Below are 25140 nucleotides of genomic sequence, written 5' to 3'. Positions count from 1 at the left end.
GACCTTACCGACGAGTAGGAGCAGGTGCTCGGGAACAGGGCGAGCCGGGATCGACGCCGTCCGGGAGCGCCTCGAGGTCGAGACCCGCGAACGGCCGGTCCGACGTCGTGCACAGGTGGTCGTACCAGCGTCGCGCCGTCAGATCGATCTGGTTCGGGGCCACCCACTGCAACGGATCGAGCGCCAGCGTCGCGCCGTCTCGAGACAGCAGGCCGATGGCGTGGAACGTGAGCCGCATCGACCCCGACTCACGGCCGGTGTCGAGGTTCCAGAAGGCGATCTGACGGCCTGCGGTGGTCGTCTCGTTGCCCGTGATCAGGTTGCCGTCGGCGTCGAACCCCACCACCCACGCCCCGAACGGCAACACGATCGGCGGCCGCACCTGCGCGCCGGTGGCCACGTCCCACACGTCGATCTCGCGGCGGCTCGTCACGGCCGCCAAGCGCTGCCCGTCGCGCGAGAACGCCATCGACGTGACCCGGGACGGGCGGTCGGGTGGCGTCCGCAACGTGGCGGTGACGCTGCCGGTTGCGACGTTCCACAGCTCGACGGCACCAGTCCCGTTGATCACCGCCACCTCGTCGCGGCGGCCGGGTCGGACCTCCGGCGGCGGGTAGGCACCGCCGTCGCCCACGGTGAACGGGCCCTTGACCGTGGCGAGCGTCGTGGCATCGAGGACGGACAGCTTGCCGGCTCCGACGAAGTGGACGCGATCGCCGTCCCGCGCCGAACCGGGCCCGTCGGCGGCCGCCCCGCTGTTGGACCCCGGCTCGTAGCCTGCGGCCGGGGCCAGCCCGGGCCCGTTGCCCGTGACATCGAAGTGGTGGTCGCGGCCGCCGACGACGATGATGTCGCCGTCGGGGCTGACGACGTAGTCCGGGCTCGGTGTCGCCCTGGCCACGGCGTCGTCGATCCGGGCACCGGTGGCCCGGTCGAACACGACGTCGGCCGTGGCCGTCTGCGCGATGACCCGGGTGCCGCCGTCGACGACCCAGCTGCGCAGCACCGGGAGGCCGCCACGGTCCATGGCGGGGGTGGTGGTGAGCTGGAGCACCGAGCGCCCGCTGGCCTTCAGCAGCGTCGTGTCGGCCGCGCCTGCGGGCACGGCCGCGAGCAGGGGCGCGTACTGGAAGACCTGGCTGAGGATGACCGACTCCTGTCCGGGCGGGACGAAGGTGTCCCGCCACGTCCCGCTGGTCAGGCCGGTGACCCGCGCCGCGATGACATCGGTGCCCGGGGGTTGCCGGACGGTCTCGACGAGGTGGCTCTCGTCGGCGGAGATCCGGGCCTGCTTGCAGTCCTGGACCGACAGCGTGAGCCCTCGGATCTCGGCCCCGCTCGCCGGATCGATCACCGACACGGCGGCTGCGCCCGCGGGATCCGGGGAGTCCCGGCAGGCGACGATCAGCGCACCGTGCCCGGCCGACAGCGTGTTCGCACCGTAGCTGCGCAGCTCCGCGCCGGTGCCGACGGATCGGACGGCGAGCCGGGTGCCCCCGGCGGCCGCATTCCCGTAGGAGATCAGCACGATGTCCGGATCCGCGCTCGGGACGAGCGCGACCACTCCCTGATCGACGATCGGGGGCAGCGCGTGGGCAACGGCCCGCCGGGTGCCGACGTCCCAGAGGAAGGCGGGGCGCCCACCCGCTGCGACGGGACCCAGCCAGGCGATCCGGTCCCCGGTCGGAGCCAGCTGGATGCTCGCCGCCGCAGCTGCGGGGATCTCCAGTGGGAGGCCGACGGCGGTGCGGGAGGCAGTGTCCCAGAGCCTGGTCGGCCCGCCCGGCCCGCCGGTCAGCAGCCGCGCGCCGTCGCCGCTCATCCGCAGCCAGGCCCCCGGCTGCAACCCCGGCACGGCCCAGCGCTGCGGTTGCGGTCCGGTCAGGCCACGCATGACGACGTACGGTTCGCGATCACCGGCGAAGACGGCGACGTCACCGCTGGAGCTCACGTTGAGCCCGCCGATGGCCCGGTCGCTGGCGTCCGCGATGACCCCGCTGACCGACTGGTTCGCCAGGTATGTCGTGGCCAGTGCGGTACGGGCCTGCGGGCTGGACGGGTCCGCCCGCCAGCCGGCCAGCGCCAACCGGGCCGCGAGATCGGGGTCGACGGCGGCCCGCGCGAGCGCCTCCCGGCCCAGGTTCTCGGCGTTGGCGGCGCGCAGCCGCTCGTCGAGGCTGTTGCCCCGCTGCTGGGCCACGACGGCCAGCACCCCCGCGGCCAGCACCAGCAACGGCCAGCACCGCCGTGATGACGCGCCAGCGCCGCACCTCGCGGCGCTGGCGGGCCCGGCTGCGGCGCACGTACTCCTGGTCCGGTGCGGCGACATCGGCCGTGCGGGCGGGCAGCCACTGCTGTGCGGCGGCCAGCCCGGTGCCCCGCAGCAACGCGCCGTCGTCATGGCCCGCGCCCTGCCAGCGCTCCCGGGCTGGCCGAGGACCAGGACTTCCTCGCCTGGCGAGCCCAGCTCGAGCAGCAGAAGTCGCGAATGCTCGGCAGGCGGGAACTCGGCGAGCAGCTCCTCGGCCCGCTTCGCGACCGCGCCCGCGACGCCACCGGCACCGCGATAGGCCGCGAGCGTCAGCGATCCCCCGTCGCGACGCTCCCACAGCTCGGTGAGCAGCGACTCGACCAGCGGCAACTGGCCCGGTTCGGAGCCGGCGTCGTCGAGGATGTGATCCACGAGCCCCGGCTCGAACGACAGGCCCGGTGCGCGTTCCGCGGGGCCGACAACGGCGTCGCGCAGCTGCGCTCGGCCCATCGGGCCGACGATCACGGTGCCCGCGACCAGCGCCGACCCGGCATCGAGCACGGTGTCGCGCACGGCCGGGTCGTCGGTGGCGGGGTTGGTCAGCTCGGTGAGCGACTCCCAGCGCACCGTCACGACGACCTGCACGCCGTCGGTTGCCGAGGCGGCGGCGAGCTGCAGCAACAGCTCGCGGGCGGCGGTCGGATCGGCGGCGGCCAGCTCCTCGAACTGGTCGACGACGAGCACGACGCCCGGATCCGGGGCGACGTCGGTGAGCACCGAACCCCCGCCATCCGGTGCGGGAGCGGTCCGGCGGGTGGCGAGCGCGGCGGCCACGGCGTCGGCCGGCACGGCTCCGGCCTCGGGGCGCAGCTCGACGATCCGCGCCCCCGCCTCCCGCAGTCGTGGCACCAGACCCGCCCTGACCAGCGAGGACTTGCCGACACCCGACGGTCCGGCGACCGCCACCAGCTGGTGGCCGGCCAGCGCGCCCGCCAGCCGCTCGATGTCGTCGTCGCGACCGAAGAAGAAGGCCGAGTGCTCCTCACCGAACGGATCCAGACCGCGGTACGGGCACGGGAGCAGCTCCGGGTCGAGGCCGAGCACCTGGTCGATCGGGATCAGGTAGGCGGTGGTGGTGGCGCTGTTGATGTCGCCGGCGACCGTCATCCCGACGACCGCGCCGGACTCCTCGTCCCACACCGGGGAGCCGCTGAAGCCGGGCTCGATGGTCTGGTCACCCGGATCGCTCTGCAGCTGGAACCAGCGCGTGCCCTGCTCGCCGCGGATGCGGCCGGTGGACCAGACGCCTGCGCGCTGCCCGTCGGGGAAGCCCAGTACGCGGAACCGGTGGTCCCAGAGCTCGTCGACGCGGCGCAGCGGCGGCATCCGCGCACCGGCCGGGACGGCCCGTTCCAACCGGAGCACCGCGACGTCGCCCGTGCCGTCGTCGCGCACCGGCGACCAGCCGTGGACCGCGGCACGCAGGGTGCTCGGCACGTCGTCGGCGTCGCAGACCAACGGGATGTCGACGCGCACGACCGAACGCGCCTGATCCCGTACCGCCCCACGCACCAGTGACCCCCCACTGCCGGACGGGGCGAGGCTACCCCGGGTGGCGGATCATGTGGATCACCCTTCGGTGACGAACGGGCTGGATGCGATCTCCGTGCCGTCCTCGAGCTTCTGCAGTTCGAAGTCGTTGAACACGTTGGGCACCGCGACCTGCAGCTGGCGCAGGCACTCGATGGCCAGCGCCCGGATCTCGACGTCGGCGTGCTCGGTGGCCCGCATGGCGATGAAGTGGCGCCAGGCCCGGTAGTTGCCGGTGACGACGATGCGTGTCTCGGTGGCGTTGGGCAGGATGGCCCGGGCGGCCTGCCGCGCCTGCTTGCGGCGCAGCGTGGCGTTGGGGACATCGGCGAAGCGCTTCTCCAGCCCCGCGAGCAGCTCCTCGTATGCCTTGACGGCCGCCGCGGCGGCCGCGTCGAACAGCGCGTGCAGCTCGGGGTCCTCCGCGATGACGTCGGGCTCCACCATCGCCGCGTTGCGCTCCGGCACGTAGCGCTGCGAGAGCTGGCTGTAGGAGAAGTGACGGTGGCGGATCAGCTCGTGGGTGAGCGAGCGGGAGATGCCGGTGAGGTAGAAGCTCACCGTGCCGTGCTCGAGCACCGACAGGTGACCGACCTCGAGGATGTGGCGCAGGTAGCCGGCGTTGGTGGCCGTGGCCGGGTTGGGCTTGGCCCAGGACTGGTAGCAGGCCCGGCCCGCGAACTCGGCGAGCGCCTCGCCGCCGTCGGCGTCCGTGGTCCACGGGATGCCGTCGGGCGCGGTGAACTCGGTCTTGGCGACGAGCTGGACGCCCAGTGGCACGGTCTCCGGCATGCCCTGGAGCCTATCCGGGACCCCCGACACCACCCGCTCGCCGTCCTCTGACATCACGGGTTCCTTGACTGGCGTCACCGATGACGTCATAGTGGCGTCATGGACCTCAGCCAGTACGTCAGCCAGTTGCGGGAGGACCTCGCGTCCGCCGCGGCGGCAGGCGACGAGGAGACGCGACGCACCGCCGCGCTGCTCGGCGCCGCCCTCGAACCCTCCGCCCGCCTCGCGTTGATGAACGCGCTCTCCGACCTCGCCGCCGAGGTGACCGCCGCGCTGCCCGACCACGTGGTCGAGGTCCGCCTGGACGGCCGCGACGTGCGCGTTGCCGTCAGCGCCCACCCCGACGCCGAGAGCGCAGGCGAGGAGCCCGGCCCGTCGGGATTCGGCGGGTTCGGCGGGTTCGGCGGACCGGGCGGGTTCGGCGGTGCCGATGCCGGCGACATCTCCCGCATCACCTTGCGACTCGTCGAGCAGATCAAGGGCCAGGCCGAGCAGGCGGCGGCCGCGCAGGGGGTGTCGCTGAACTCCTGGGTCGCCCAGGCCGTGCAGGGCGCGCTCTCCGGCGCGGGCGACCCCCGCCGCGGCCGCGGCAACCGGGACGACATGAAGCGCGATCGCGACCGCGACCGCCGGATCCGAGGGTGGGTGCAGGGATGAGCGAGAGCGAGAACACCGGCAACAGCGCGAGCGCGTCGGCGTCCGGGGGCGCGGGCGGTTCCGCCACCGCGGGGCCGGGCGGCACCGCGACGCCCGGCGCTCCCGGCCAGCCGGGCGTCTCCACCACCAAGGCCACCGACTCCACCAAGGGCACCGACGGGGCGCCGGGCGGCACGTCCGTGCACATCAACGGGCCCGACGGCACGGTCATCCACGGCGACCTCACCGGCGAGAGCATCGGTGTCACGGGATCGGGTCAGGTGTTCGGCTCCGGCAACGTCACCGGCGACGGCCACACCTCCAGCACCTCGTCCAGCTTCACGAGCTTCTCCGACGGCGACACCGACGCCGCCGAGAGCCGCGAGGAGAGCTGGTCGGTCAGCGGGCCGGCCGACCTGGAGATCCAGATCGACCACGGCCGCATCGACGTCCACCTCGACGACGCCGACGCCACCGAGGTGCGTGTCGAGATCCGCCACGACCCGGGGGCCGGCGGCATGTGGACGCGCGGCCTGAGCGGCATCATGAACTGGATCGGCAACGCCACCGGCGGGCCGTCGGTCGGCGATCTCGGCCAGCTCGGCGCGGAGGCCGTGCGCGCCGCCGAGATCAGCTGGTCGGCGGGTGGCAAGCGGCTCGTCGTGCGCTCGTCCAAGGAGCTCCCGCTGCGGATGGTGCCGCTCAACGTCACCGTCACCGCGCCGGCGGGCTCGGTGCTGGCGGCACGCACCGGTGCCGGCGACGTCACCGTCACCGGGCGGGCCGCGAAGGCAGCGGTGAAGTCGGGCTCCGGGCGCGTGACCCTGGGCACCGTCGACGGCGAGGCGCAGGCCGAGACCGGCAGCGGCGACATCGACCTCGGCACGGTCGGCGGGCGCGCGAGCGTGCGCTCGGGATCGGGCGGGATCGCCGCCACGTCGCTGGGCGGCAGCACCACCATCAAGACCGGCAGCGGCGACATCCGGCTCGGTGCGGTGTCGGCCGACCTCGGAGCGCGCACCGGCTCCGGTGACCTGGACATCGCCGACGCCCGCGCCGGCAGCCTCGACATCACCAGCGGCTCGGGCGACCTGCGGGTGGCCGTGCACCCCGGGGTGGCTGCCGAGCTCGACCTCTCGTCGGGCTCGGGCAAGGCCCGCAGCGACCTCGAGGTCGGTACCGACCGGCCGGGCACCGGCGGACCCGCGCTGCGGGTGCGCGGCCGCACCGGTAGCGGTGACGTGCTGGTGACGCGCGCCACCGTCGCCGTCTGACCGGCCGAACCCCGGCCACCCGCTCCCCGTCCGGATCCCGGGCGGGGAGCGGTGTCGTCTCCGGGTGCGTCTGCGGCGCCGGGTCATCCCAGCGCCGCCGCCAGCGGCGCGGCCAGCGCACCCCGCTCCCCCACCACCACCCCGTCGAGCCCGAGCCACTCGGCCATGTGCCGCAGCTCCGCGGCCAGCTCGGACACGACCCGGCCCACGTCGATGCCGGGCTCGCCGAAGGCGCCCGGCACGCGCAGCACCCCTGCGGCCCGATCGGACTTGAGGTCGACGCGGCCCACCAGCTCCCCGTCGAGCAGGAACGGGAACACGTAGTAGCCGAACTCGCGCTGCGGCTCTGGCACGTAGATCTCGATGCGGTAGCGGAACCCGAAGATCCGCTCGGTGCGATCGCGCTCCCAGATCAGGGGGTCGAACGGGCAGAGCAGCGCGCGGCCGGTGATCCGGCGTGGCGTCCGGGCGCCGGGCAGCCGGTAGGCGGGATGGCGCCAGCCCCGCACCGCGACCGGTTCGAGCTGCCCGTCGGCAACCAGCTCGGTGACGGCCTGGCGGCTCTGCGCTGGACCGAGGCGGTAGTAGTCGCGCAGGTCGGGCTCGGTGGCCACGCCCAGCGCCGCGGCCGAGCGCAGCAACAGCTCCCGGGCGGCGACCTCGGGATCGATCGGATGCGCGGCGAGCACCTCGGGTGGCAGCACCCGCTCGGTGAGGTCGTAGAGCCGCTGGAAGTGCACGCGACTGCCGGTGGTGAGATCGCCGCGGCCGAAGAGGAACTCGCAGACGCGCTTGACGTCGGAACGCTCCCACCAGGTGGCGCCGGGCGGGCGCGGGCGCGACGTGCCGCCCAGCGCCGCCTCCAGCGTGCCGGCACCGACGGGGCCCAGCTCCTTGACCGCGGCCAGCACGTCGTTGACGAGCGCCGGGTCGGCGAGCGACTCGTAGTGGCGCCACCACCCCTTGCGCTTGGCACCGGAGAGCAGCAGCGGCCAGTCGGCCACCGGCAGCAGGCTCGCCTCGTGGGCCCAGTACTCCACGAGCAGCCGGGGCCTGCGGGCCGAGTGCGACCACGCGGCGTCGTCGACGAGCGCCGTGTCGTAGCCGCCGAGGCGGCTGAACAGCGGCATGTAGTGCGCCCGGACGGCCACGTTGACCGAATCGAGCTGCAGCAGCTGCACGCGGCTCAGCGTCCGGGCCAGATGCCGCCGGGTGACCGGCCCCGACGGGCGCGGATCGGCGAAGCCCTGCGCGGCGAGCGCGGCGCGGCGGACGGCGCTCGGACCGAGAGTCTCGACTGGAGGTGCACTCACCCCGGGGATGCTGCCACTTGCCCCCGACCGTTTCGGCTCGGGCGCTCTGCCATCACCACCAGCACCACCGCGACGAGCACGACGGCACCGCCGACCATCTGCACGGGCGAGAACCGCTCGCCCACGACGAGCACCCCGAGCAGCACCGCGATCACCGGGTTGACGTAGGCGTACGTGGAGGCCGTCGACACCGGCAGCTTCGTGAGCACGTAGGCGAACGCGCCGAACCCCGCGAGCGACACGACCACGGCCATGTAGGCCCAGGCCCACCACGCGACCGGTTGCACCGCGGCCACGTCGAGGCGATCACCCTTCGCGAGGCTGGTGACCATCAGCACCGCGCCACCGACGAGCATCTGCACCGCGGCCATCGCGAACGGGTTCGGCGGCACGGGCAGCCGGGTGGCGGCGAACGTCCCGGTGGCCCAACCGAGCCCGGCCAGCAGCACCAGCCACGGCCCCCACCATGCGTTGCCGAGCACGCCTCCGGACCCGCTCGACGGTCCCGCGAGCAGCAACAGGGCGAGGCCGACCACCCCGACGGCGACGCCCGCCAACGTCGTGCGGTTCGGACGGTCCCCCGACACCCTGCGCAGCACCACGATGTAGATCGGCACCGCGGCGATCAACAGCGCCGCGAGCCCGGACGCCACCTGCTCCTGCGCGGTGGACACCAGCCCGTTGCCCCAGGCCGGCAGCAGCACACCCGACAGCGCGGTGGTGCCGAACTGCGCCCGCGTCATCCGCAGCACGCGCGGTCCGGCCACCACGACGACGACCACGGCCAGCAGCGCCCCACCCGCCAGGAAGCGCACGCCGCCGGCGAACAGCGGCGGCACCGAGGCGATGATCAGCCGATTGGCGAGGTAGGTGGTGCCCCAGAGGAGGTAGACGACACCGAGCGCGATCCAGGGCATCGCGGTCATCGTGCGGGTCGGTGCCGGTGCAGCGGAGAGGACCACCAGCAGCACGTTGCCATAGCGAACGACCGATGTCGCCCGGGATGCCCACCCAGTGGACAGGGACCGGTCGCCGGTGGGGTATCCATGCGCCATGGCCCTTGCCGCGGTGCGCGCCGCCGCCGCTCCCGACGTAGCCGAGATCGTCCGTATCCAGGCGGGCACCTGGGCCGCCGCCTACGCCCAGCTCGTGCCGCCTGCCGCGATCGAACAGCTCGCGGGGCCCGCGGCCCGCGAGGCCTGGACGGCCGCGGTCGGAGCAGGCGACGGGCACCACGTCCTCGTCGCGACGGAGGGCGAGTGGACCGTCGGCTTCTGCGCCGCGGCGGTCGCCACCGCCCCGGAGGGCGCTGTGGTCTCCGCCCCGGAGGGCGCGGTGGTCTCCGACGAGCCGGAGCTCGGCCCGGGCGCATGGGGCGAGATCGGGGTGCTGCTGGTGGAGCCGCGCTGGGGACGGCGCGGGCACGGCGGGCGGCTGCTCGGGGCGGCCGCCACAGCGCTGCGCGAGGCCGGTTCGCTCTACGGCCTCGCGTGGATCCCCGAGGCCGACGAGGCGTCGCGGCGCTTCTACGCCAGAGCCGGGTGGGAGCCCGACGGCGCCACCCGTGCCTTCGACACCGGCGAGGGCGTGCTGCGCGAGGTCCGGCTCACCGGGTCGCTGGATCTGAAGCTGGTCTGAATCTGTTCTGGGCCCGTTCGATGGGCTCAGGACAGGCCCAGCAGCGGTTCCAGCCCGACCGTCAGGCCCGGGCGCTCCCGCACGGCCCGCACGGCCAGCAGCACGCCGGGCATGAACGAGACCCGGTCGAACGAGTCGTGCCGGATCGTCAGCGTCTCCCCGGTGGTGCCCAGCACCACCTCCTGGTGCGCCACGAGCCCGGGCAGCCGGACCGAGTGCACGCGCACGCCGTCGACGTCGGCGCCGCGGGCCCCGTCGAACTCCGACGTGGTGGCGTCGGGGACCGGGCCGAGACCGGCCTCGGCGCGGGCGGCGGCGATCAAAGCCGCCGTGTGCACCGCCGTGCCCGACGGGGCGTCGATCTTGCGGGCGTGGTGCAGCTCGATGACCTCGACCGACTCGAAGAACCGCGCTGCCTGTCGGGCGAACTGCATCATCAGCACCGCGCCGATGCCGAAGTTCGGGGCCACGAGCACGTTGCCGGGAGTGTCGCCGAGCCAGCCGCGCAGGGTCGCGAAGCGCTTCTCGTCGAAGCCGCTGGTGCCGACGACGGCCGCGATGCCGTGGTCGACGCAGAACCGGACGTTGCCGAGCACGACCTCGGGATGGGTGAAGTCGACGACCACCTGGACGCCGTTCTCGACGAGGCTCTCGAGCGGGTCGCCCTCGTCGAGGCGGGTGACGAGCTCGAGGCCCTCGGCACCCTCGACGGCGCGACACACCTCCGCGCCCATCCGACCCTTCGCACCCAGCACGCCGACCCTGATCTCGTTCTCCGCCACCGGGTCAGCCTAATCCGGTGCGGGCAGGCGGCCTGGTTCCGGATTGCCGGGGTCCTCGCGCGGCGATGGCAGGAAAGCCACTTTCCTGCAACCACGTTGCGGGAAGTGGCTGTCAGGAGAATCCCCATCCGAACGCGGCCAGCGGGACCTACCGGGAAGCGCACCCGACGCCCCCGCGCCGGCCCCGTTGCAAGAGCCCGCCGCCGCGCCGGGCGAGTGATCAACGCCCACAGGTTCCGGTTCGATCATGAGCCAGTGCGCGCTCGACCACCGGCACGAAGATCAACGCCTACTGGGTCATGGTCAACACCGAACCAGTGGGCGTTGATCAACCCACCCGCACCGCAGCGCCCACGCCGGGCCATCCTGTGCGCCTCGGCGAGCATGATCCGCGCGGGCCGCACCTCAGCGTGCCCTACGGCGCGATGATCAGCCCACCGATCCACACCCCGGTGGCCAGCAGCGCCGTGAACAGCTCGATGAGGATGCTCCAGCCCACGGCCCCGAGCGCGCTGCGCGCCGACGGCCAGGCGAGCGAGCTGCTGCCCAGCCGGGCCAACTCGGCAAGGTAGACGCCCAGCACGAAGCCGATGAACAGCCCGACAACCGGGATCACGAAGAACCCGACGACGCCGAGTACGACACCGACGACGATCGTGCGTCCCGGCACCCCGGCGTCGCGCAGCTTGCGCCCCGGCACCAGGTACTTCACGACGCTGCCGACCACGACGATCGCCACCGAGATGCCCAGCACCCACCAGCCCACGGCGTCGCCGCGCGGGATGGACCACACCGCGATCCCCGCCAGCACCACGATCACGCCCGGCAGGACCGGGATGACGATGCCGGCGATGCCGATGACGATCAGCAGCGCGGCGACCAGCGTCAGAGCCATCCGCGGATCATGGCACGGGTGCGCTCAGGCCGGGGGAACCGTGGCCGGATCGCCCTTGAGCGCCTGGTCCAGCTTCGGCAGGAGCCGATCCAGCACGAACGGCAGGCTCAGCGGGGTGGTGAAGTAGATGGCGCCTGCCAGCTCCGGCTCGGTGAACACGAGGTTGCCCTGCTTCACCGGGGTCAGCTGCCGGTAGAGCGGCTGCGCCTCGAGCTCGGTTCGGGCCGCCGCGTTCTCCGTCGCCCAGATCAGGACCTTCCCGGCGTTGAGCGTGCCGAGGTTCTCCAGGGGGATGTACGCCTGGGTCGTGTCGTCGGCAGGCGCGAACCTGGCCAGGTCCGGCGGGACGACGAAGCCGAGATCGGTGAGGAACGCCGTGCTCAGCCCGTTCTGGTACGCGATGGCCTTGCCCTCGTAGAACGGGGCCTGCAGGAAGATCACCGGGACGCCCCCGAACCGGGGGTGCGCCGCGGCGGCCGCCGCGAACTTCGCCTTGATCCCAGCGACGAGGTCGGTGGCCTCCCGCTCCTTGCCCATCGCCCTGCCGACCTGGACCGTCTGGACGTCCCACGGCGCGAAGGTGTTCGCGGCACCCGCGGGCTGGGCGACCGTCGGCGCGATGGCCGCCAGCTTGTCGTACTGGACCTTGTCCAGCCCGGCGTTGACCGCGACGATCAGATCGGGGTGCAGCGCGGCGATCCGCTCGAACTGCGGCCCGGCTTCGGTGCTGTGCAGCACCTCCGGCTTCGCGGAACCGAGCTCGTCCTGCGCCCAGGGCCAGGTGGCGAAGGGCTGCTCACCGAACCACTCGGTCACCCCGACCGGGGTGCTTCCCAGCGCCATCACGATGTCCTGCTCGGTGTACCCGGCCACCACGATCCGCCGCGGTGCCACCGGGACGGTCGTGGAGCCGTACGCATGGGCGACGGTGACGGGGAAGGTGCCCGCCCCCGGGGCGGGGACGGGCGGGGCGGCGGGGGCCGTCGGCGCCCCGCAGGCCGCCACCACCAGCAGGAAGACGCCAAGGACCGCGGCGACGGCGGGGCCGGGGAGCCTGCGCGGAATGGACACGTGACGACTCTCCTCGGGTGGGTGACACACCACGAACGACCGGATTAGGCTAGCCTCGCCTGATGGCGGGTGCGCACAGGTGAGCGTTCACGAACTACCGTCGAGCGAGCAGATTCGTCCGGTTTCGGTGCTCGACGTCCACGACGGCGAGGCCGACCACACCATGTGGATCTGCCGGTTCGACGCCGACGAGCCCGGCGGCTGGGGTGTGCACCACCACCGCCAGCATCAGGTCGTCTGGGTCAGCGAAGGCCTCACCACCGCGGTCGTCGGCGACCGGTCCTGGGTCCTGCCACCGACACGGGCGCTGTTCATCCCGGCCTGGATGCCCCACGACACGCACAACCGCCTGCCGTCGCTGCTGCACTGCCTCTACGTCTGGCCGCAGGCCTGCCCGCTGGACTGGACCACACCCACCGTGTTCGCGATCGACGGCCTGCTGCGCGAGCTGATGCTGGCGATGGCCGGTGCCGGCCTGCACGCCACGGTCGAGGAACCGGCGCAGGCACTGTTCTTCGGGCTCGCCGAGCGCCACCCCGACCCGGGCGTCGCCCTGCCGGTGCCTGCAGACCACCGCGCCCGCGTGGTGGCCGACCACCTGCTGTCCACCCCGTCCGACCCGCGCAGCCTCGAGGAGTGGTCACTGCACCTGCGGGCCAGCGCGAGCACGTTGCGACGCGCGTTCGTGACGGGCACCGGCATGACGTTCACCGACTGGCGCACCCAGGTGCGGCTGCAGGCGTCACTGCCACTGCTGGCCAACCGGGTGCCCGTGGCGGCGGTGGCCCGGCGGGTGGGCTACGAGTCCGCCACCGGCTACGTCGAGGCGTTCCGCAGGCACTTCGGACATACTCCGGCGGCGCATTTCCGCACCCACCGCGTCAGGTGAGGGAGCGCAGGGACGGCGGGAGGTCGGACTCCGCGTCGTAGGGCCCCACCACCGCGGCGGTGAGCGGGACGCTCAGCAGCTCCGCTGCCAGCGCCGAGACCTCCTCGGTGGTGACGGCCGCGATCCGGTCCAGGCTCTCGGCGATGCTGCGCTGGCGGCCGTGGTCGAGCTCGGAGCGGCCCAAGCGGTTCATCCGCGACGGGGTGTCCTCGAGCCCGAGCACCATGCCGCCACGCAGGTTGCCCTGCGCGCGCACGACCTCCGCAGGGGTCAGCCCGTCGACGGCGACCTCGGCGAGCACACCTCGGATCACCGAGGTGACCTCGTCGAGGCGCTCCGGGGCGCACCCGGCGTAGACGGTGAAGCTGCCGGCATCGGCGTAGCCGATGGACGACGAGTACACCGAGTAGGCCAGCCCGCGCTGCTCCCGAACCTGCTGGAACAGCCGCGAGCTCGGCCCGCCACCCAGCGCGGTGTTGAGCACCGACAGCGCGGTGCGGCGCGGATCGTGGCGCGACAGGCCCGGCACGCCGAGCATCAGGTGCGCCTGCTCGGTGTCCTCGGCCAGCAGCACGACACCGGGCCGCGCCGCGAGCCGGGCCGTGGCCAACCGGCGCGGCGGAGCGGGAGTGGCCCCGGCGCCCGCACGGCGGGCCGCCGCCTCGAGCGCCGTGCCCACGAGGTCGACGACGTGGGCGTGCGTCAGGTTCCCGGCCGCAGCGATGATCATCCGCGGCGCGGTGTACTCGCCCCGCCAGAACTCGTGCAGCGTCTCGCGGGTCATCCCGCGGATCGACTCCTCCGAGCCGATCACCGGGCGGCCCAGCGGGTGGTCGCCGAACAGCGCCTCGTCGAAGAGCTCGCCGAGCAGGTCCTCGGGGTCGTCGTCGCGCATCGCGATCTCCTCGAGCACCACCCCGCGCTCCACCTCGACGTCGGCCGGGGCCATGACGGCATCGGTGACGACGTCGGCGAGCACGTCCACCGCGAGCGGCAGATCGGTGTCGAGAACGTGCGCGTAGTAGCAGGTGTGCTCCTTGGCCGTGAACGCGTTGAGCTCGCCGCCGACGGCGTCGAACTCCTCGGCGATACCGGCCGCGGTGCGCGTGCTGGTGCCCTTGAAGAGCAGGTGTTCGAGGTAGTGGGCGGCGCCCGCCTGTTCGGCGGACTCGTCGCGCGAGCCGATGCCGATCCAGATGCCGATCGACACCGAGCGGACGCCCAGCACCGACTCGGTGACGACGCGCAGTCCGCCGGGAAGGTCACTACGGGAAACGCCGGGGGTGGAGGCGACTGCCTCCACCCCCGGCGTGACGAGATCTGTCACAGAGTGACTCCGTGCCCCTTCAGGTCTCTCAACCTGCGGTGACGTCGGCGGTCTCGGTCTCGGGAACATCGGCCGGGGCCGCGTCGACGACGGTGTCGTCGGCGGTGGTGGCACCCGTCTCGTTGTCCTCGCCGACCGGCAGCAGGCTGATCTTGCCGCGGTTGTCGATGTCGGAGACCTCGACGCGGATCTTGTCGCCGACCTTGACGACGTCCTCGACCTTGGCGATGCGCTTGCCGTTGCCCAGCTTCGAGATGTGGACGAGACCGTCCTTGCCGGGCACCAGCGAGACGAACGCGCCGAAGGCGGCGGTCTTGACGACCGTGCCCAGGAAGCGCTCCCCGATCTTCGGCAGCTGCGGGTTGGCGATGGCGTTGATCATGCCGATCGCGGCCTCGGCCGACTCGCCGTCGGAAGCACCCACGTACACGGTGCCGTCGTCGTCGATGGAGATGTCGGCGCCGGTCTGCTCGGTGATCGAGTTGATCATCTTGCCCTTGGGCCCGATGAGCTCGCCGATCTTGTCGACCGGGATCTTGACGGCGATGACGCGCGGCGCGAACCGGCTCATCTCGTCGGGGCGGTCGATCGCCTCGCCGATGACCTCGAGGATCGTCATCCGGGCGTCCTTGGCCTGGCTCAGCGCCGCGGCGAGGACCTCGGACGGGATGCCGTCGAGCTTGGTGTCGAGCTGCAGCGCCGTGACGAACTCCGGCGTGCCGGCGACCTTGAAGTCCATGTCGCCGAACGCGTCCTCGGCACCGAGGATGTCGGTGAGGGCGACGTAGCGCGTGGCGCCGTCGACCTCGTCGGACACCAGGCCCATCGCGATGCCCGCAACCGGCGCCTTCAGCGGCACGCCGGCGTTGTAGAGCGACATCGTGGAGGCGCAGACCGAGCCCATCGACGTGGACCCGTTGGAGCCCAGCGCCTCGGACACCTGGCGGATCGCGTAGGGGAACTCCTCGCGCGTGGGCAGCACGGGCAGCAGTGCCCGCTCGGCCAGCGCGCCGTGGCCGATCTCGCGGCGCTTCGGCGAACCCACCCGGCCGGTCTCACCGGTGGAGTAGGGCGGGAAGTTGTAGTGGTGCAGGTAGCGCTTGTGCGTCTCCGGGCCGAGCGAGTCGATCTGCTGCTCCATGCGGAGCATGTTGAGCGTGGTGACGCCCATGATCTGCGTCTCGCCACGCTCGAACAGCGCCGAACCGTGGGCGCGGGGCACGACCTCGACCTCGGCCGAGAGCGGCCGGATGTCGGTGAGCCCACGACCGTCGATACGGACCTGGTCGCGCAGGATGCGCTGGCGCACGAGCTTCTTGTTCAGCGAGCGGAACGCTGCGCCGAGCTCCTTCTCGCGACCCTCGAACTTGCTCTCGAGCGCGGTCAGGACGCTGAGCTTGACCTCGTCGAGCTTCGACTCGCGCTCCTGCTTGCCCGCGATGGTGAGCGCGGCAGCCAGGTCGGCGCCACCGGCGGCCTCGACGGCGTCGAAGACGTCGGACTGGTAGGCCGGGAACGTCGGGAACTCCCGCGTCGGCTTGGCCGCGACGTCGGCCAGCGCCTGCTGGGCGACGCACAGGCTGCGGATGAACGGCTTGGCCGCCTCCAGCCCGGCGGCGACGATCTCCTCGGTGGGAGCCTGGGCGCCACCGGCGATGAGTGTGTTGGTCTCGGTGGTGGCCTCGGCCTCCACCATCATGATCGCGACGTCGTCGCCGACGATGCGACCCGCGACGACCATGTCGAACACGGCCCGCTGCAGGTCCTCGTACTGCGGGAACGCGATCCACTGGCCGTCGATCAGCGCGATGCGGACGGCGCCGATCGGGCCGCTGAAGGGCAGGCCCGACAGCTGCGTGGACAGCGACGCTGCGTTGATCGCCAGCGCGTCGTAGGGATCCTGCGGGTCGAGCGACATGACCGTGACGACGATCTGGATCTCGTTGCGCAGGCCGTCGACGAACGACGGGCGCAGCGGCCGGTCGATGAGGCGGCAGGTGAGGATCGCGTCGGTGCCGGGGCGACCCTCGCGGCGGAAGAACGAGCCGGGGATCTTGCCGATGGCGTACATGCGCTCTTCGACGTCGACCGTCAGCGGGAAGAAGTCGAAGTGTTCCTTGGGCTGCTTCGACGCCGTGGTGGCGGACAGCAGCATGGTCTCGTCGTCGAGGTACGCGACGACGGAGCCGGCGGCCTGGCGCGCGAGGCGCCCGGTCTCGAACCGGATGGTACGGGTGCCGAAGCTCCCGTTGTCGATCACGGCACTTGTCTCGTGCACGTTGTCATCAGGATCGGTCATGAAGGTAGGCATCTCCTTGAGATGAGGTGCCACACCGCGGGGGCGCGATCCTCGCGCCGAGCCGGTCTTCGATCGAAGCCGCCGGGACTCACATTGTCCCGGGAGCCACTACCGAGGACCGGCGGATCGTCTACCTGCGATGCGACGGTTCAGTTTGGTGGTGTGCCACCCCGGGCCCACCCTCGTGGTGGGCCCGGGGCAGCGGGGGTATCAGCGGCGGAGGCCGAGGCGCTCGATCAGGGACCGGTAGCGCGTGACGTCGACCGAAGCCAGGTACTTCAGGAGCCGGCGGCGGCGGCCGACGAGCAGCAGCAGTCCGCGGCGGGAGTGGTGGTCGTGCTTGTGCATCTTGAGGTGCTCGGTCAGATCGCTGATCCGCTTGGTCAGCAGCGCGACCTGCGCCTCGGGTGACCCGGTGTCACCCTCGTGGACCCCGTAGGTGTCCAGGATGGTCTTCTTCTGTGCGGCGTCGAGTGCCACGTAGTCCTCTTTCGTTGCGTCCCGTGAGGCCGGGGATCCCACGTGATGGGGCCGGAAGACGGTTACGGCCGCCACGGACTGCAGCCGAACCCTGCACCCCACGTTACCAGGCACGATTCAGCGACGGCTGCCGGGACCACCGGCTCGTCAGCTCGCGCGGGCCGAGACCGTGAGCGTCTTCGAGATGCTCTTGGCCCCCGCAGGCCACACCGTGTAGGTGTGCGTGGTGGTGGAACCGGACTCCCCGCACGAGAACGGCAGCTCCAGCTGGCCGCTCGCGGCGTAGTCGCTGCCGAAGGCACCATAGACGCCGGGGTTGTCGACGGCGAGCGCGGCTCCGTGGGCACCGGTGATCTTCCAGGCGATCGTGACGCCGTTGCCGGGCGAGCTGAACGGCGCGTCGGGCGTGCCGTGCACGGGGCAGGACGGCTGCTTGACGACCTTGAAGCTGGCGATGGCGGCCGCGGGTTCCGGCTTGGGCTCGGGCTTGGGCTCGGGCTTGGGTTCGGGCTTGGGTTCGGGCTTCGGGGCCGGCTGCGGCGCCGGCACGGGTGCGGGCTGGGGCGCGGGCACGGGTGCGGGCTGGGGCGCGGGCTGGGGCGCGGGCTGGGGCGCGGGCTGGGACACCGGCTTCTGGACGGGCGGGGCGACGGGCTTCGACACCGGCTTGGGCGCGGGTTGCGGGGCGGGCGGGACCCCTCGGTCCCCGCCCGCACCGTTCCCCGACCCCGGACGCTCCCCAGCTCCGGGGTCGGGGACCGGACCGGCACTCGCGCCGTCATCGGTCCCCTGGCCGATGACCGACGCCTGGTTCGTGCCGGTTCCCCCGATCAGTCCGGGCTTCGAGGCGGCCGCGGGCGAGAAGGGCGCCGTGTGCGGCGACCCCGCCACCGCGGTGCCCGCGCACCCGGAGAGCACGATTCCAGCGATACCGGTGATGGCCGCAAGCACGACCGTGCTGGCTCGTCCTGCAGACATTGGTGGCTCCCTGTGTCGTGTTGGGAACCATCCTGTGCCGCGCGGACAGCCGCCGCAGTCACCTCGACGGGCAGGCACCGGCCCAGGTCACGCCAGTATTGCCTTACCCGAAGGCAAGCCTCCGACCGTCGGGCCCACGGCCAGCGGCACGCGGTGCACCACCTGGTAGCGGGGCCCGCCCTTGGCCGGTTCGCTCGCCACGAGCAGCACCTCCGGAGGCGTCCACCAGCGGCCGGTGTGGCCCGCCCACCACGGCACGGGATCGGGATCGGCGTCGCGACCCGGGCGCGCGCGCATCCGCAGCACCGTGACGTGCGCGACGAAGAGGGCCCGATCGCCTCCCGCTGCGGCCACGAGGTCGGTGAGCTCACCACCGGCACCCGTCTCGACCCCGGCCCAGCGCACCCGCGGGAACGCACCCGACCCGACCAGTCGCAGCACCGGCGCCGGTGCGCCGTGCGCGGTGCGCTCCAGGCGCCGGGCGTGGACGCCGGCGTCGACCTCACCATGGAAGGCGAGCGTGATGTGCCACGACCGCGGGGCGGTGAGGCGCCAGCCCCGCGGCGCGGCTGGGCCTGCCGTGTCGGCCTGCAGCGATGCGACCACGTCGGCGGGCAACCAGAGTGCGGTGAACAGGCGCACGTCAGCTCCTCGGCCGGGCCGCGGCCTGGCGCAGCACCTCGGCGAGCTCGGGGAACGAGGACGCGAGCGTGGCGGCCGCGGCGGCGAGCCGGGCCGGTGCCGCGATGCCGCGCAACGCGTCGGCCGCCGACGGCACGGCCCGCGAACCGCTCTCGGCCGCCGGTCGCCGCCTGCCGGTGGAGCCGGCGGAATGGCGCTGCGCCGGTGGGCGACCGCCACCCGTCCACTGCCACCGCGCCCCCGCCACCTCGACGAGCAGGACCTCGACGGCATGCGGATCGGCCGGCATCCGGACGGTGCGGCAGCGCTGGTCGAGCATCAGCATCCGCGCCAGCACCGCCGGATCACCGATCTTGACCCGCCGGGCGCTGACCAGCTGGCTGAGCATCGCCGGGCTGATGCCCAGCGTGCGGGCGAGCCGGGCCTGCGAGATGCCCAGCGCCGCGGTGAGGCTGCGCACCCGGTCGCCGAGCGGGGCGCCGTAGAGCTCCCGCTGTCGCTCCCGGTTCACGGCGATGCGTGCCCCGGGCGAGATCGTCACGGTCGGCGTCATGCCCCGATGCTCGCAGCCCGCGCCGCTCCCCGTGGGCGAACGGGAAAACTGGTGCCCGCAACCCCCGTCAGCCGGCGAGGAGCTCGCGGGTGCGCTTGACGTCGAGGTGCATCTGGGCGATCAGGGCGTCGACGTCGTCGAACCGCTCCTGCCCGCGCAGCCGGTGCTCGAAGTCGACGGCCACGTCGAAGCCGTAGAAGTTCTCGTCCACATCCAGCACGTAGGCCTCGACGGTGCGCTCCCGGCCGGAGAACGTGGGGTTGGTGCCGACGGAGATCGCGGTGGGCAGCAGCCGGTCGCCGATCGCGAACCGCCCCGCGTACACGCCGTCGGCCGGGATCGCGGTGTAGGGCGCGGTGGCGACGTTGGCGGTGGGGAAGCCCAGGTCGCGGCCACGGCGCGCGCCGTGCACGACCACCCCGTCGACGCGGTGGGGCCGCCCGAGCGCCGTGGCGGCCGCCGTGACGTCACCCGCGTCGATGCAGGCCCGCACGTAGGTGGAGGAGAACGTGACGCCGTCGTCGCTGATGAGGTCCAGCCCCTCCACGCCGAAGCCGAAGCGCTCGCCCAACCGGCCCAGCAGCGCGATGTCGCCCGCCGCGCGGTGGCCGAACGTGAAGTTGCGCCCCACCACGACGTCGGCTGCGTGCAGCCGCTCCACCAGCACCTCGTGGGCGAACTCGGGCGCCTCCATGCGGGAGAGCTCCACCGAGAACGGCAGCACGAGGAACGCCTGCACGCCGAGGCTCGCGACGAGCTCGGAGCGGCGGCGCAGCGACGTCAGGCGGGCCGGGTGGCTGCCGGGGCGGATCACCTCGGCGGGGTGCGGGTCGAACGTGACGACCACGGTCGGAAGCCCGCGCTCCTGGCCCCGCTGCACCGCCCGGCTGATCAGCTGCTGGTGGCCGCGATGCACGCCGTCGAACACGCCGACGGTGACGACGCTGCGTCCCCAACCGGTCGGCACGGCCTCGAGTCCCCGCCAGCGCTGCACGGGGGCCAGCCTACGGAAGCGGGTCGCGGTGTCAGCTCCCGGCCGGGGCGAACACCACGACGGGACGCGCCGCGTCGCCGCTCTCCTGCACGAGCGCCAGCACGCGCCCCTCCGGCGCGAACACGCCGTACACGCCGGACCGCCCGGTGGCGGGCAGCGGGCGGCCGTGGGACAGGTCGGCGGCGAGCGTGGCGTCGACGTCGCGGCGCGGGAAGGCCACGCCGACGGCGTCGTCGAGCCCGAGCGACAGCGCCGGGTCGGCCTCGAGCTGCTCGATCGTGCGGGCGTGCTCGAGCGTGAACGGTCCGACGCGGGTCCGGCGCAGCGCCGTGAGGTGGCCGCCGACGCCGAGCCCCCCGCCCAGGTCCCGGGCCAGCGCGCGGACGTACGTGCCGGACGTGCACTCCACCAGCACGTCGAGGTCCGCGCCGCGGCGCCGCAGGAGCGTGAACGCCGACACCGTGACGGGACGGGCCGGGAGCACGACCTCCTCCCCCGCCCGGACGCGGGCGTAGGCCCGCTTGCCGTCCACCTTGATCGCGCTCACCGAGCTGGGCACCTGCTCGATCGCGCCGGTCAGCGCCGCGATGCCCGCCGCGATGGCGGCGTCCGTGACGTCGGAGGCGTCGGCGGTGGACACGACCTCGCCCTCGGCGTCGTCGGTGCTCGTGGCGGCCCCGAGCCGGATGGTGGCGGTGTAGGCCTTCGTATCGAGCGCGAGGTGGCCCAGCAGCTTCGTGCCGCGCCCCACGCCGCAGACGAGCACGCCGGTGGCCATCGGGTCGAGCGTGCCGGCGTGGCCGATCTTGCGGGTGTGCAGGATGCGGCGCAGCCTGCCCACCACGTCGTGCGACGTCAGCCCTGCCGGCTTGTCGACGACGACGAGCCCGGACGGAACCTCTGCTGCGGGGGTCGGCACGGGTGGCGATTCTCCCGGCCGTCCCCGCCACGGGGCCGGGCAGGGTCGGACGCCCGACCACGACCTGGGCAATCCCCTCGACGGCAGCCCCTCCCATCACCCACCATCTGCTTCTCGTGGGACACATCGAGGCCATGGCCATCGGCTACGTACTCCCGGATGGCCGCCCGTTGCTGTCCGACGTCTCGTTCCGGGTCGGTGACGGCGCCAAGGTCGCGCTCGTCGGGCCCAACGGGGCGGGCAAGACCACGCTGCTGCGGATGATCGCCGGCGACGTCACGCCCGCGGCCGGGTCGATCGCGCGCAGCGGCGGGCTCGGTGTGATGGGGCAGTTCATCGGGTCGATCTCCGATGGCCGCACGCTCGCCGAGCTCGCGCTCAGCCTCGCCCCGCCCACCGTCCGCACGGCCGGGGAGCGGCTGCGCGACGCCGAGCACGCCCTCGACGACACCGAGCGCTCCCAGCTGCGCTACGCCGACGCGCTGGCCGCGTGGGGCGAGGCCGGCGGGTACGGCGCCGAGGTGGAGTTCGACACCGCGGCCGTCGCGGCGCTGGGGCTGCCGTGGGACGCGGTGCGGGAGCGGAAGGTGGCCACGCTCTCGGGCGGGGAGCAGAAGCGGTTCGCGCTGGAGCTGCTGCTGCGCGGCCCCGACGAGGTGCTGCTGCTCGACGAGCCCGACAACTTCCTCGACGTGCCCGGGAAGCGCTGGCTGGAGGCGCGGATCGCCGAGTCGCCCAAGAGCATCCTGTTCGTCAGCCACGACCGGGAGCTGCTGGCCAACACCGCGAGGCGGATCGTCACCGTCGAGGGCGGCTCGGCGTGGGTGCACCCCGGCGGGTTCGCGTCGTGGCACGACGCGCGGGTGGCGCGCCACGAGCGGCTCGACGAGCTGCGCAGGCGCTGGGACGAGGAGCGGCTCAAGCTCGAGCGGCTCGTCGCCTACTACAAGGCGAAGGCCTCCCACAACGACGGCATGGCGTCGCAGCTGCAGGCCGCGCGCACGCGCCTGGCCCGGTTCCTGGACGCCGGGCCGCCGGAGGAGAAGGCCCGCGAGCAGTCGATCAAGATGCAGCTCGGCGGCGGGCGCACCGGCAAGCGCGCCGTGATCTGCGAGCAGCTCGAGCTCGACGGGCTGACGTTCCCGTTCGACCTCGAGGTGTGGTTCGGCGACCGCGTCGCGGTGCTGGGCGCCAACGGCACGGGCAAGTCGCACTTCCTGCGGCTGCTCGCGCGCGGCGGCACCGACCCGGAACCCGACAGCGTGCCGGCCAGCGGCGTGGCGATGCGGCCGGTGGCGCACGAGGGGATGGCGCGGCTGGGTGCGCGGGTGCGTCCCGGGCACTTCTCGCAGACCCACGACCGGCCCGAGCTGACCGGCAAGACGCTGCAGGAGGTGCTCGTCGGCGGCGACGTCGACCGGGCCGGGCTGACGCTGGGCGTCGCGATGAAGTCGCTGGCGCGCTACGAGCTGCAGGGGCAGGCCGAGCAGCGGTTCGAGACGCTCTCGGGCGGGCAGCAGGCGCGCGTGCTGATCCTGCTGCTGGAGCTCTCGGGTGCCACCCTGCTGCTGCTCGACGAGCCCACCGACAACCTCGACCTGGCCTCGGCCGAGGCGCTGGAGCAGGCACTCGCGGCGTTCGCGGGCACCGTGCTGGCCGTGACGCACGACCGGTGGTTCACCCGCGGCTTCGACCGCTTCGTGCTCTTCGGCGGCGACGGCGAGGTGCAGGAGACGCCGGAGCCGGTATGGGACGTGCGCTGACGTCAGCGGGGGCGGACGGCGCCGGTCACCGCCCACTGGCCCGAGCGGGTGCGGGTGCCCACCGCCACCAGCCGGATGAGCATGAAGGCCGTCAGGCCCGACCAGATCCCGGCCAGCCCCCAGCCGAACACCAGCGACGCCCAGATCGGGGGCAGGAAGCCCAGCACGGCCGCGGCCAGCGTGGAGGTGCGCAGGAACGCGGCGTCGCCCGCACCGAGCAGGATCCCGTCGAGCGCGAAGACGACGCCGGCCACCGGCTGCAGCGCCACGAAGAACCACCACGGGATCGGCACGGCCGCGAGCACCGCCGGGTCGGGTGTGAACACCGGCGGCAACACGCCTGCCAGCACCGCGAAGAGCACCCCGAACGCGATGCCGAACACCAGCCCGTAGCGCGTGACCTGCCCGGCGAGCGCTCGCGCCCGCTGCACGCCGCCGCTGCCCAGCGCCGCCCCGACGAGCGACTGCGCCGCGATCGCCACCGCGTCGAGCACCAGCGCCATGAACGACCACAGCTGCAGCACGATCTGATGGGCGGCCGCGCTGGCCGCGCCGAACCGGGTGGCCACGGCCGCCGCGGACAGGAAGCACGCCTGGAACGCGAGGCTGCGCGCCACCAGGTCACGCGCCATGGCCAGCTGCGCCCGCAGCACCACCGGGTCGGGCCGCAACGTGACGTGCCCGGCGGCCCGCTCCCGCCACAACGCGACGAGGAACAGCGCGGCGCCGACGGCCTGCCCGATCACGTTGGCCACGGCCGACCCGACGAGGCCCAGCCCGATCCACGAGCCGACGCCGTGCACGAGCACGAGGCAGCCGATCACCGACAGCGCGTTGCCTGCCAGCACGAACCGCAGCGGGCGGGCGGTGTCCTGGACGCCGCGCATCCACCCGTTCCCGGCGAGCGAGACCAGGATGAACGGCGCGCCGATCAGCGCCACCCGCAGCCAGGTGACGGCCGCGTCGGCGATGGCGCCGCCGTTGCCGAGCGCCTCGGCGACCGGCCGCGCGACGAGCTCACCGATCCCGCAGAGCACCACGCCGATCCCCAGCGCCAGCCAGGTGGCCTGGACGCCCTCGCCGACGGCCGCCGGGCGGTCACCGGCACCGTGCAGCCGGGCCGCGCGCGACGTCGTGCCGTACGACAGGAACGTCAGCTGGCTCGTGACCAGCGCGAACATCACCCCGGCCACCGCGAGCCCGGCCAGCGAGACCGCACCGAGGCGCCCCACCACCGCGGTGTCGACGAGCAGGTAGAGCGGCTCGGCGGCCAGCACGGGCAGCGCCGGTGCGGCCAGCCGCGCGATCTCCCGCGCCGGAACGCGGTCGCTCACCCCGGGGGGAGCTGATGCGCCGTCGGCCGCCGGCACACGTACACGAACGCGGGCGGCACGTTGCGCCACACAGTGGCGCTGACCAGCACCTCGTCGAAGCTCTCGCGCAGCGTGCGGCGGAACCGGCGGGCCGCGGCGAGCGTCATCCCGTGCAGGTAGGCGAACGTGGTGAACGCGCCGGTGTCGCCGATCACGCGGCTCACCTCGCCGAGCACCGTCTGCTGGGTCGGGTCGTCGAACAGCGCCCACGGCAGCCCGCAGATCACGGCGTCGACGTGGGCGATGTCGCGCTCGGCGAGCAGGCCGGCGAGGTGCCGCGCGTCGCCGTGCACGACGTCGAGGTCGGTGTTGGTGCGCCGCAGGTAGGCCACCATGTCGGCGTCCAGCTCGACGGCGAGGTGGCGCCCGCCCGGCGGCATGCGCGCGGCGATGACCCGGCTGACGGCACCCGTTCCGGGCCCCAGCTCCACCACCACCGGCCGGCCGGTACGCGGCACCACCGACGACAGGACACCCGCCAGCCGCTCGGAGCTCGGTGTGACCGCTCCCATCGTGCCCGGCCGCCGGATCGCCGCCGCGAGGAACGCGCGGCGGGCCGCGGGGCCCGGTGCTGGGGAAACGGTCACGTCGGGTCCTGGCTCAACCGTCACGGAAGGTCCTCGTCACCCGGACACCGTAACGCGGGGTGGCGCAACGGTAAGAGAACCCTTCCCCTTCTCG

General features: G+C 73.3%; 22 protein-coding genes. 5 read left to right on the top strand and 17 right to left on the bottom strand.

What is annotated here, in order from left to right; all coding sequences use genetic code 11:
* Positions 1 to 4: 4 nt before the first annotated feature.
* Both ACFPFQ_RS18780 and thyX read right to left on the bottom strand, forming a co-directional pair.
* Positions 5 to 3787 (bottom strand): trypsin-like peptidase domain-containing protein, encoded by a 3783-nt coding sequence (locus ACFPFQ_RS18780; protein ID WP_379620477.1) that lies wholly within the window; start codon positions 3785 to 3787, stop codon positions 5 to 7.
* Positions 3788 to 3880: 93 nt separating this feature from the next.
* A complete protein-coding gene (gene thyX / locus ACFPFQ_RS18775) occupies positions 3881 to 4633 on the bottom strand; it encodes an FAD-dependent thymidylate synthase (RefSeq protein WP_379620475.1) in 753 nt (250 codons plus the stop codon).
* A 99-nt stretch (positions 4634 to 4732) separates the two neighbouring features.
* Here thyX and ACFPFQ_RS18770 point away from each other — a divergent pair, with 99 nt between their 5' ends.
* Both ACFPFQ_RS18770 and ACFPFQ_RS18765 read left to right on the top strand, forming a co-directional pair.
* Entirely contained in the window at positions 4733 to 5290 is a 558-nt protein-coding gene (locus ACFPFQ_RS18770) for a toxin-antitoxin system HicB family antitoxin (RefSeq protein WP_379620473.1), read from the top strand.
* Positions 5287 to 6543 (top strand): DUF4097 family beta strand repeat-containing protein, encoded by a 1257-nt coding sequence (locus ACFPFQ_RS18765; protein ID WP_379620471.1) that lies wholly within the window; start codon positions 5287 to 5289, stop codon positions 6541 to 6543. The genes ACFPFQ_RS18770 and ACFPFQ_RS18765 overlap by 4 nt, the downstream gene beginning before the upstream one ends.
* Before the next feature lie 83 nt (positions 6544 to 6626).
* Here the strand turns inward: ACFPFQ_RS18765 and ACFPFQ_RS18760 are convergent, their stop codons facing one another.
* Together ACFPFQ_RS18760 and ACFPFQ_RS18755 are read right to left on the bottom strand one after the other, a co-directional pair.
* Entirely contained in the window at positions 6627 to 7856 is a 1230-nt protein-coding gene (locus ACFPFQ_RS18760) for a winged helix-turn-helix domain-containing protein (protein ID WP_379620470.1), read from the bottom strand.
* Positions 7853 to 8827 (bottom strand): EamA family transporter, encoded by a 975-nt coding sequence (locus ACFPFQ_RS18755; protein WP_379620468.1) that lies wholly within the window; start codon positions 8825 to 8827, stop codon positions 7853 to 7855. Before ACFPFQ_RS18755 ends, ACFPFQ_RS18760 begins: the two co-directional genes overlap by 4 nt.
* 82 nt (positions 8828 to 8909) lie before the next feature.
* Between ACFPFQ_RS18755 and ACFPFQ_RS18750 the strand changes: the two genes are divergently transcribed.
* Positions 8910 to 9494, top strand: coding sequence for a GNAT family N-acetyltransferase (locus ACFPFQ_RS18750; protein ID WP_379620466.1), 585 nt, complete (start codon positions 8910 to 8912; stop codon positions 9492 to 9494).
* 26 nt (positions 9495 to 9520) lie between these two features.
* On the opposite strand, the gene dapB is transcribed toward ACFPFQ_RS18750, so the two are convergent.
* The 3 genes from dapB to ACFPFQ_RS18735 form a co-directional block, all read right to left on the bottom strand.
* Entirely contained in the window at positions 9521 to 10276 is a 756-nt protein-coding gene (gene dapB, locus ACFPFQ_RS18745; protein WP_379620464.1) for a 4-hydroxy-tetrahydrodipicolinate reductase, read from the bottom strand.
* A gap of 415 nt (positions 10277 to 10691) precedes the next feature.
* Positions 10692 to 11171, bottom strand: coding sequence for a DUF456 domain-containing protein (locus tag ACFPFQ_RS18740; protein WP_379620463.1), 480 nt, complete (start codon positions 11169 to 11171; stop codon positions 10692 to 10694).
* A 24-nt stretch (positions 11172 to 11195) separates the two neighbouring features.
* A complete protein-coding gene (locus ACFPFQ_RS18735; RefSeq protein WP_379620462.1) occupies positions 11196 to 12242 on the bottom strand; it encodes an ABC transporter substrate-binding protein in 1047 nt (348 codons plus the stop codon).
* 79 nt (positions 12243 to 12321) lie between these two features.
* On the opposite strand from ACFPFQ_RS18735, the gene ACFPFQ_RS18730 reads away from it, so the two are divergent.
* On the top strand, positions 12322 to 13131 hold the full coding sequence (locus ACFPFQ_RS18730) for an AraC family transcriptional regulator (protein WP_379620460.1): 810 nt from the start codon (positions 12322 to 12324) through the stop codon (positions 13129 to 13131).
* On the opposite strand, the gene ACFPFQ_RS18725 is transcribed toward ACFPFQ_RS18730, so the two are convergent.
* The 8 genes from ACFPFQ_RS18725 to truB form a co-directional block, all read right to left on the bottom strand.
* Entirely contained in the window at positions 13124 to 14458 is a 1335-nt protein-coding gene (locus tag ACFPFQ_RS18725; protein ID WP_379620458.1) for a M16 family metallopeptidase, read from the bottom strand. The genes ACFPFQ_RS18730 and ACFPFQ_RS18725 overlap by 8 nt on opposite strands.
* Before the next feature lie 28 nt (positions 14459 to 14486).
* A complete protein-coding gene (locus ACFPFQ_RS18720; RefSeq protein WP_379620456.1) occupies positions 14487 to 16757 on the bottom strand; it encodes a polyribonucleotide nucleotidyltransferase in 2271 nt (756 codons plus the stop codon).
* Between the two features lie 210 nt (positions 16758 to 16967).
* Positions 16968 to 17237: a 30S ribosomal protein S15 gene (gene rpsO / locus ACFPFQ_RS18715; RefSeq protein WP_379620454.1), complete on the bottom strand. Its 270-nt coding sequence runs from the start codon at positions 17235 to 17237 to the stop codon at positions 16968 to 16970.
* A 147-nt stretch (positions 17238 to 17384) separates the two neighbouring features.
* On the bottom strand, positions 17385 to 18215 hold the full coding sequence (locus tag ACFPFQ_RS18710) for a hypothetical protein (RefSeq protein WP_379620452.1): 831 nt from the start codon (positions 18213 to 18215) through the stop codon (positions 17385 to 17387).
* Between the two features lie 87 nt (positions 18216 to 18302).
* A complete protein-coding gene (locus tag ACFPFQ_RS18705; protein WP_379620450.1) occupies positions 18303 to 18857 on the bottom strand; it encodes a 2'-5' RNA ligase family protein in 555 nt (184 codons plus the stop codon).
* Between the two features lies 1 nt (position 18858).
* On the bottom strand, positions 18859 to 19410 hold the full coding sequence (locus ACFPFQ_RS18700) for an XRE family transcriptional regulator (protein WP_379620448.1): 552 nt from the start codon (positions 19408 to 19410) through the stop codon (positions 18859 to 18861).
* Between the two features lie 67 nt (positions 19411 to 19477).
* Entirely contained in the window at positions 19478 to 20404 is a 927-nt protein-coding gene (locus tag ACFPFQ_RS18695; RefSeq protein WP_379620446.1) for a bifunctional riboflavin kinase/FAD synthetase, read from the bottom strand.
* A gap of 31 nt (positions 20405 to 20435) precedes the next feature.
* Positions 20436 to 21323 (bottom strand): tRNA pseudouridine(55) synthase TruB, encoded by an 888-nt coding sequence (gene truB, locus ACFPFQ_RS18690; RefSeq protein ID WP_379620444.1) that lies wholly within the window; start codon positions 21321 to 21323, stop codon positions 20436 to 20438.
* A gap of 116 nt (positions 21324 to 21439) precedes the next feature.
* Between truB and ACFPFQ_RS18685 the strand changes: the two genes are divergently transcribed.
* Positions 21440 to 23086 (top strand): ABC-F family ATP-binding cassette domain-containing protein, encoded by a 1647-nt coding sequence (locus ACFPFQ_RS18685; RefSeq protein ID WP_379620442.1) that lies wholly within the window; start codon positions 21440 to 21442, stop codon positions 23084 to 23086.
* Positions 23087 to 23088: 2 nt separating this feature from the next.
* Here ACFPFQ_RS18685 and ACFPFQ_RS18680 read toward each other — a convergent pair whose 3' ends face one another.
* Positions 23089 to 24420 carry an MATE family efflux transporter gene (locus tag ACFPFQ_RS18680; protein WP_379620440.1) on the bottom strand — a complete coding sequence of 444 codons (1332 nt, stop codon included), beginning with the start codon at positions 24418 to 24420 and terminating at the stop codon, positions 23089 to 23091.
* On the bottom strand, positions 24417 to 25046 hold the full coding sequence (locus tag ACFPFQ_RS18675) for a class I SAM-dependent methyltransferase (protein WP_379620438.1): 630 nt from the start codon (positions 25044 to 25046) through the stop codon (positions 24417 to 24419). Before ACFPFQ_RS18675 ends, ACFPFQ_RS18680 begins: the two co-directional genes overlap by 4 nt.
* Positions 25047 to 25140 lie beyond the last annotated feature (94 nt).

The organism is Pseudonocardia sp. GCM10023141 (assembly GCF_042653605.1).
The sequence above is the reverse complement of the archived record's forward strand: the minus strand, read 5'-3'. Positions and strand labels throughout refer to the sequence as shown.

Bases quoted from the DNA above. Each gene is read 5' to 3' on its own strand.
- thyX (WP_379620475.1), bottom strand. From the start codon at position 4,633: ATGCCGGAGACCGTGCCACTGGGCGTCCAGCTCGTCGCCAAGACCGAG.
- ACFPFQ_RS18770 (WP_379620473.1), top strand. From the start codon at position 4,733: ATGGACCTCAGCCAGTACGTCAGCCAGTTGCGGGAGGACCTCGCGTCC.
- ACFPFQ_RS18765 (WP_379620471.1), top strand. From the start codon at position 5,287: ATGAGCGAGAGCGAGAACACCGGCAACAGCGCGAGCGCGTCGGCGTCC.
- ACFPFQ_RS18750 (WP_379620466.1), top strand. From the start codon at position 8,910: ATGGCCCTTGCCGCGGTGCGCGCCGCCGCCGCTCCCGACGTAGCCGAG.
- ACFPFQ_RS18740 (WP_379620463.1), bottom strand. From the start codon at position 11,171: ATGGCTCTGACGCTGGTCGCCGCGCTGCTGATCGTCATCGGCATCGCC.
- ACFPFQ_RS18720 (WP_379620456.1), bottom strand. From the start codon at position 16,757: ATGACCGATCCTGATGACAACGTGCACGAGACAAGTGCCGTGATCGAC.
- ACFPFQ_RS18710 (WP_379620452.1), bottom strand. From the start codon at position 18,215: ATGTCTGCAGGACGAGCCAGCACGGTCGTGCTTGCGGCCATCACCGGT.
- ACFPFQ_RS18700 (WP_379620448.1), bottom strand. From the start codon at position 19,410: ATGACGCCGACCGTGACGATCTCGCCCGGGGCACGCATCGCCGTGAAC.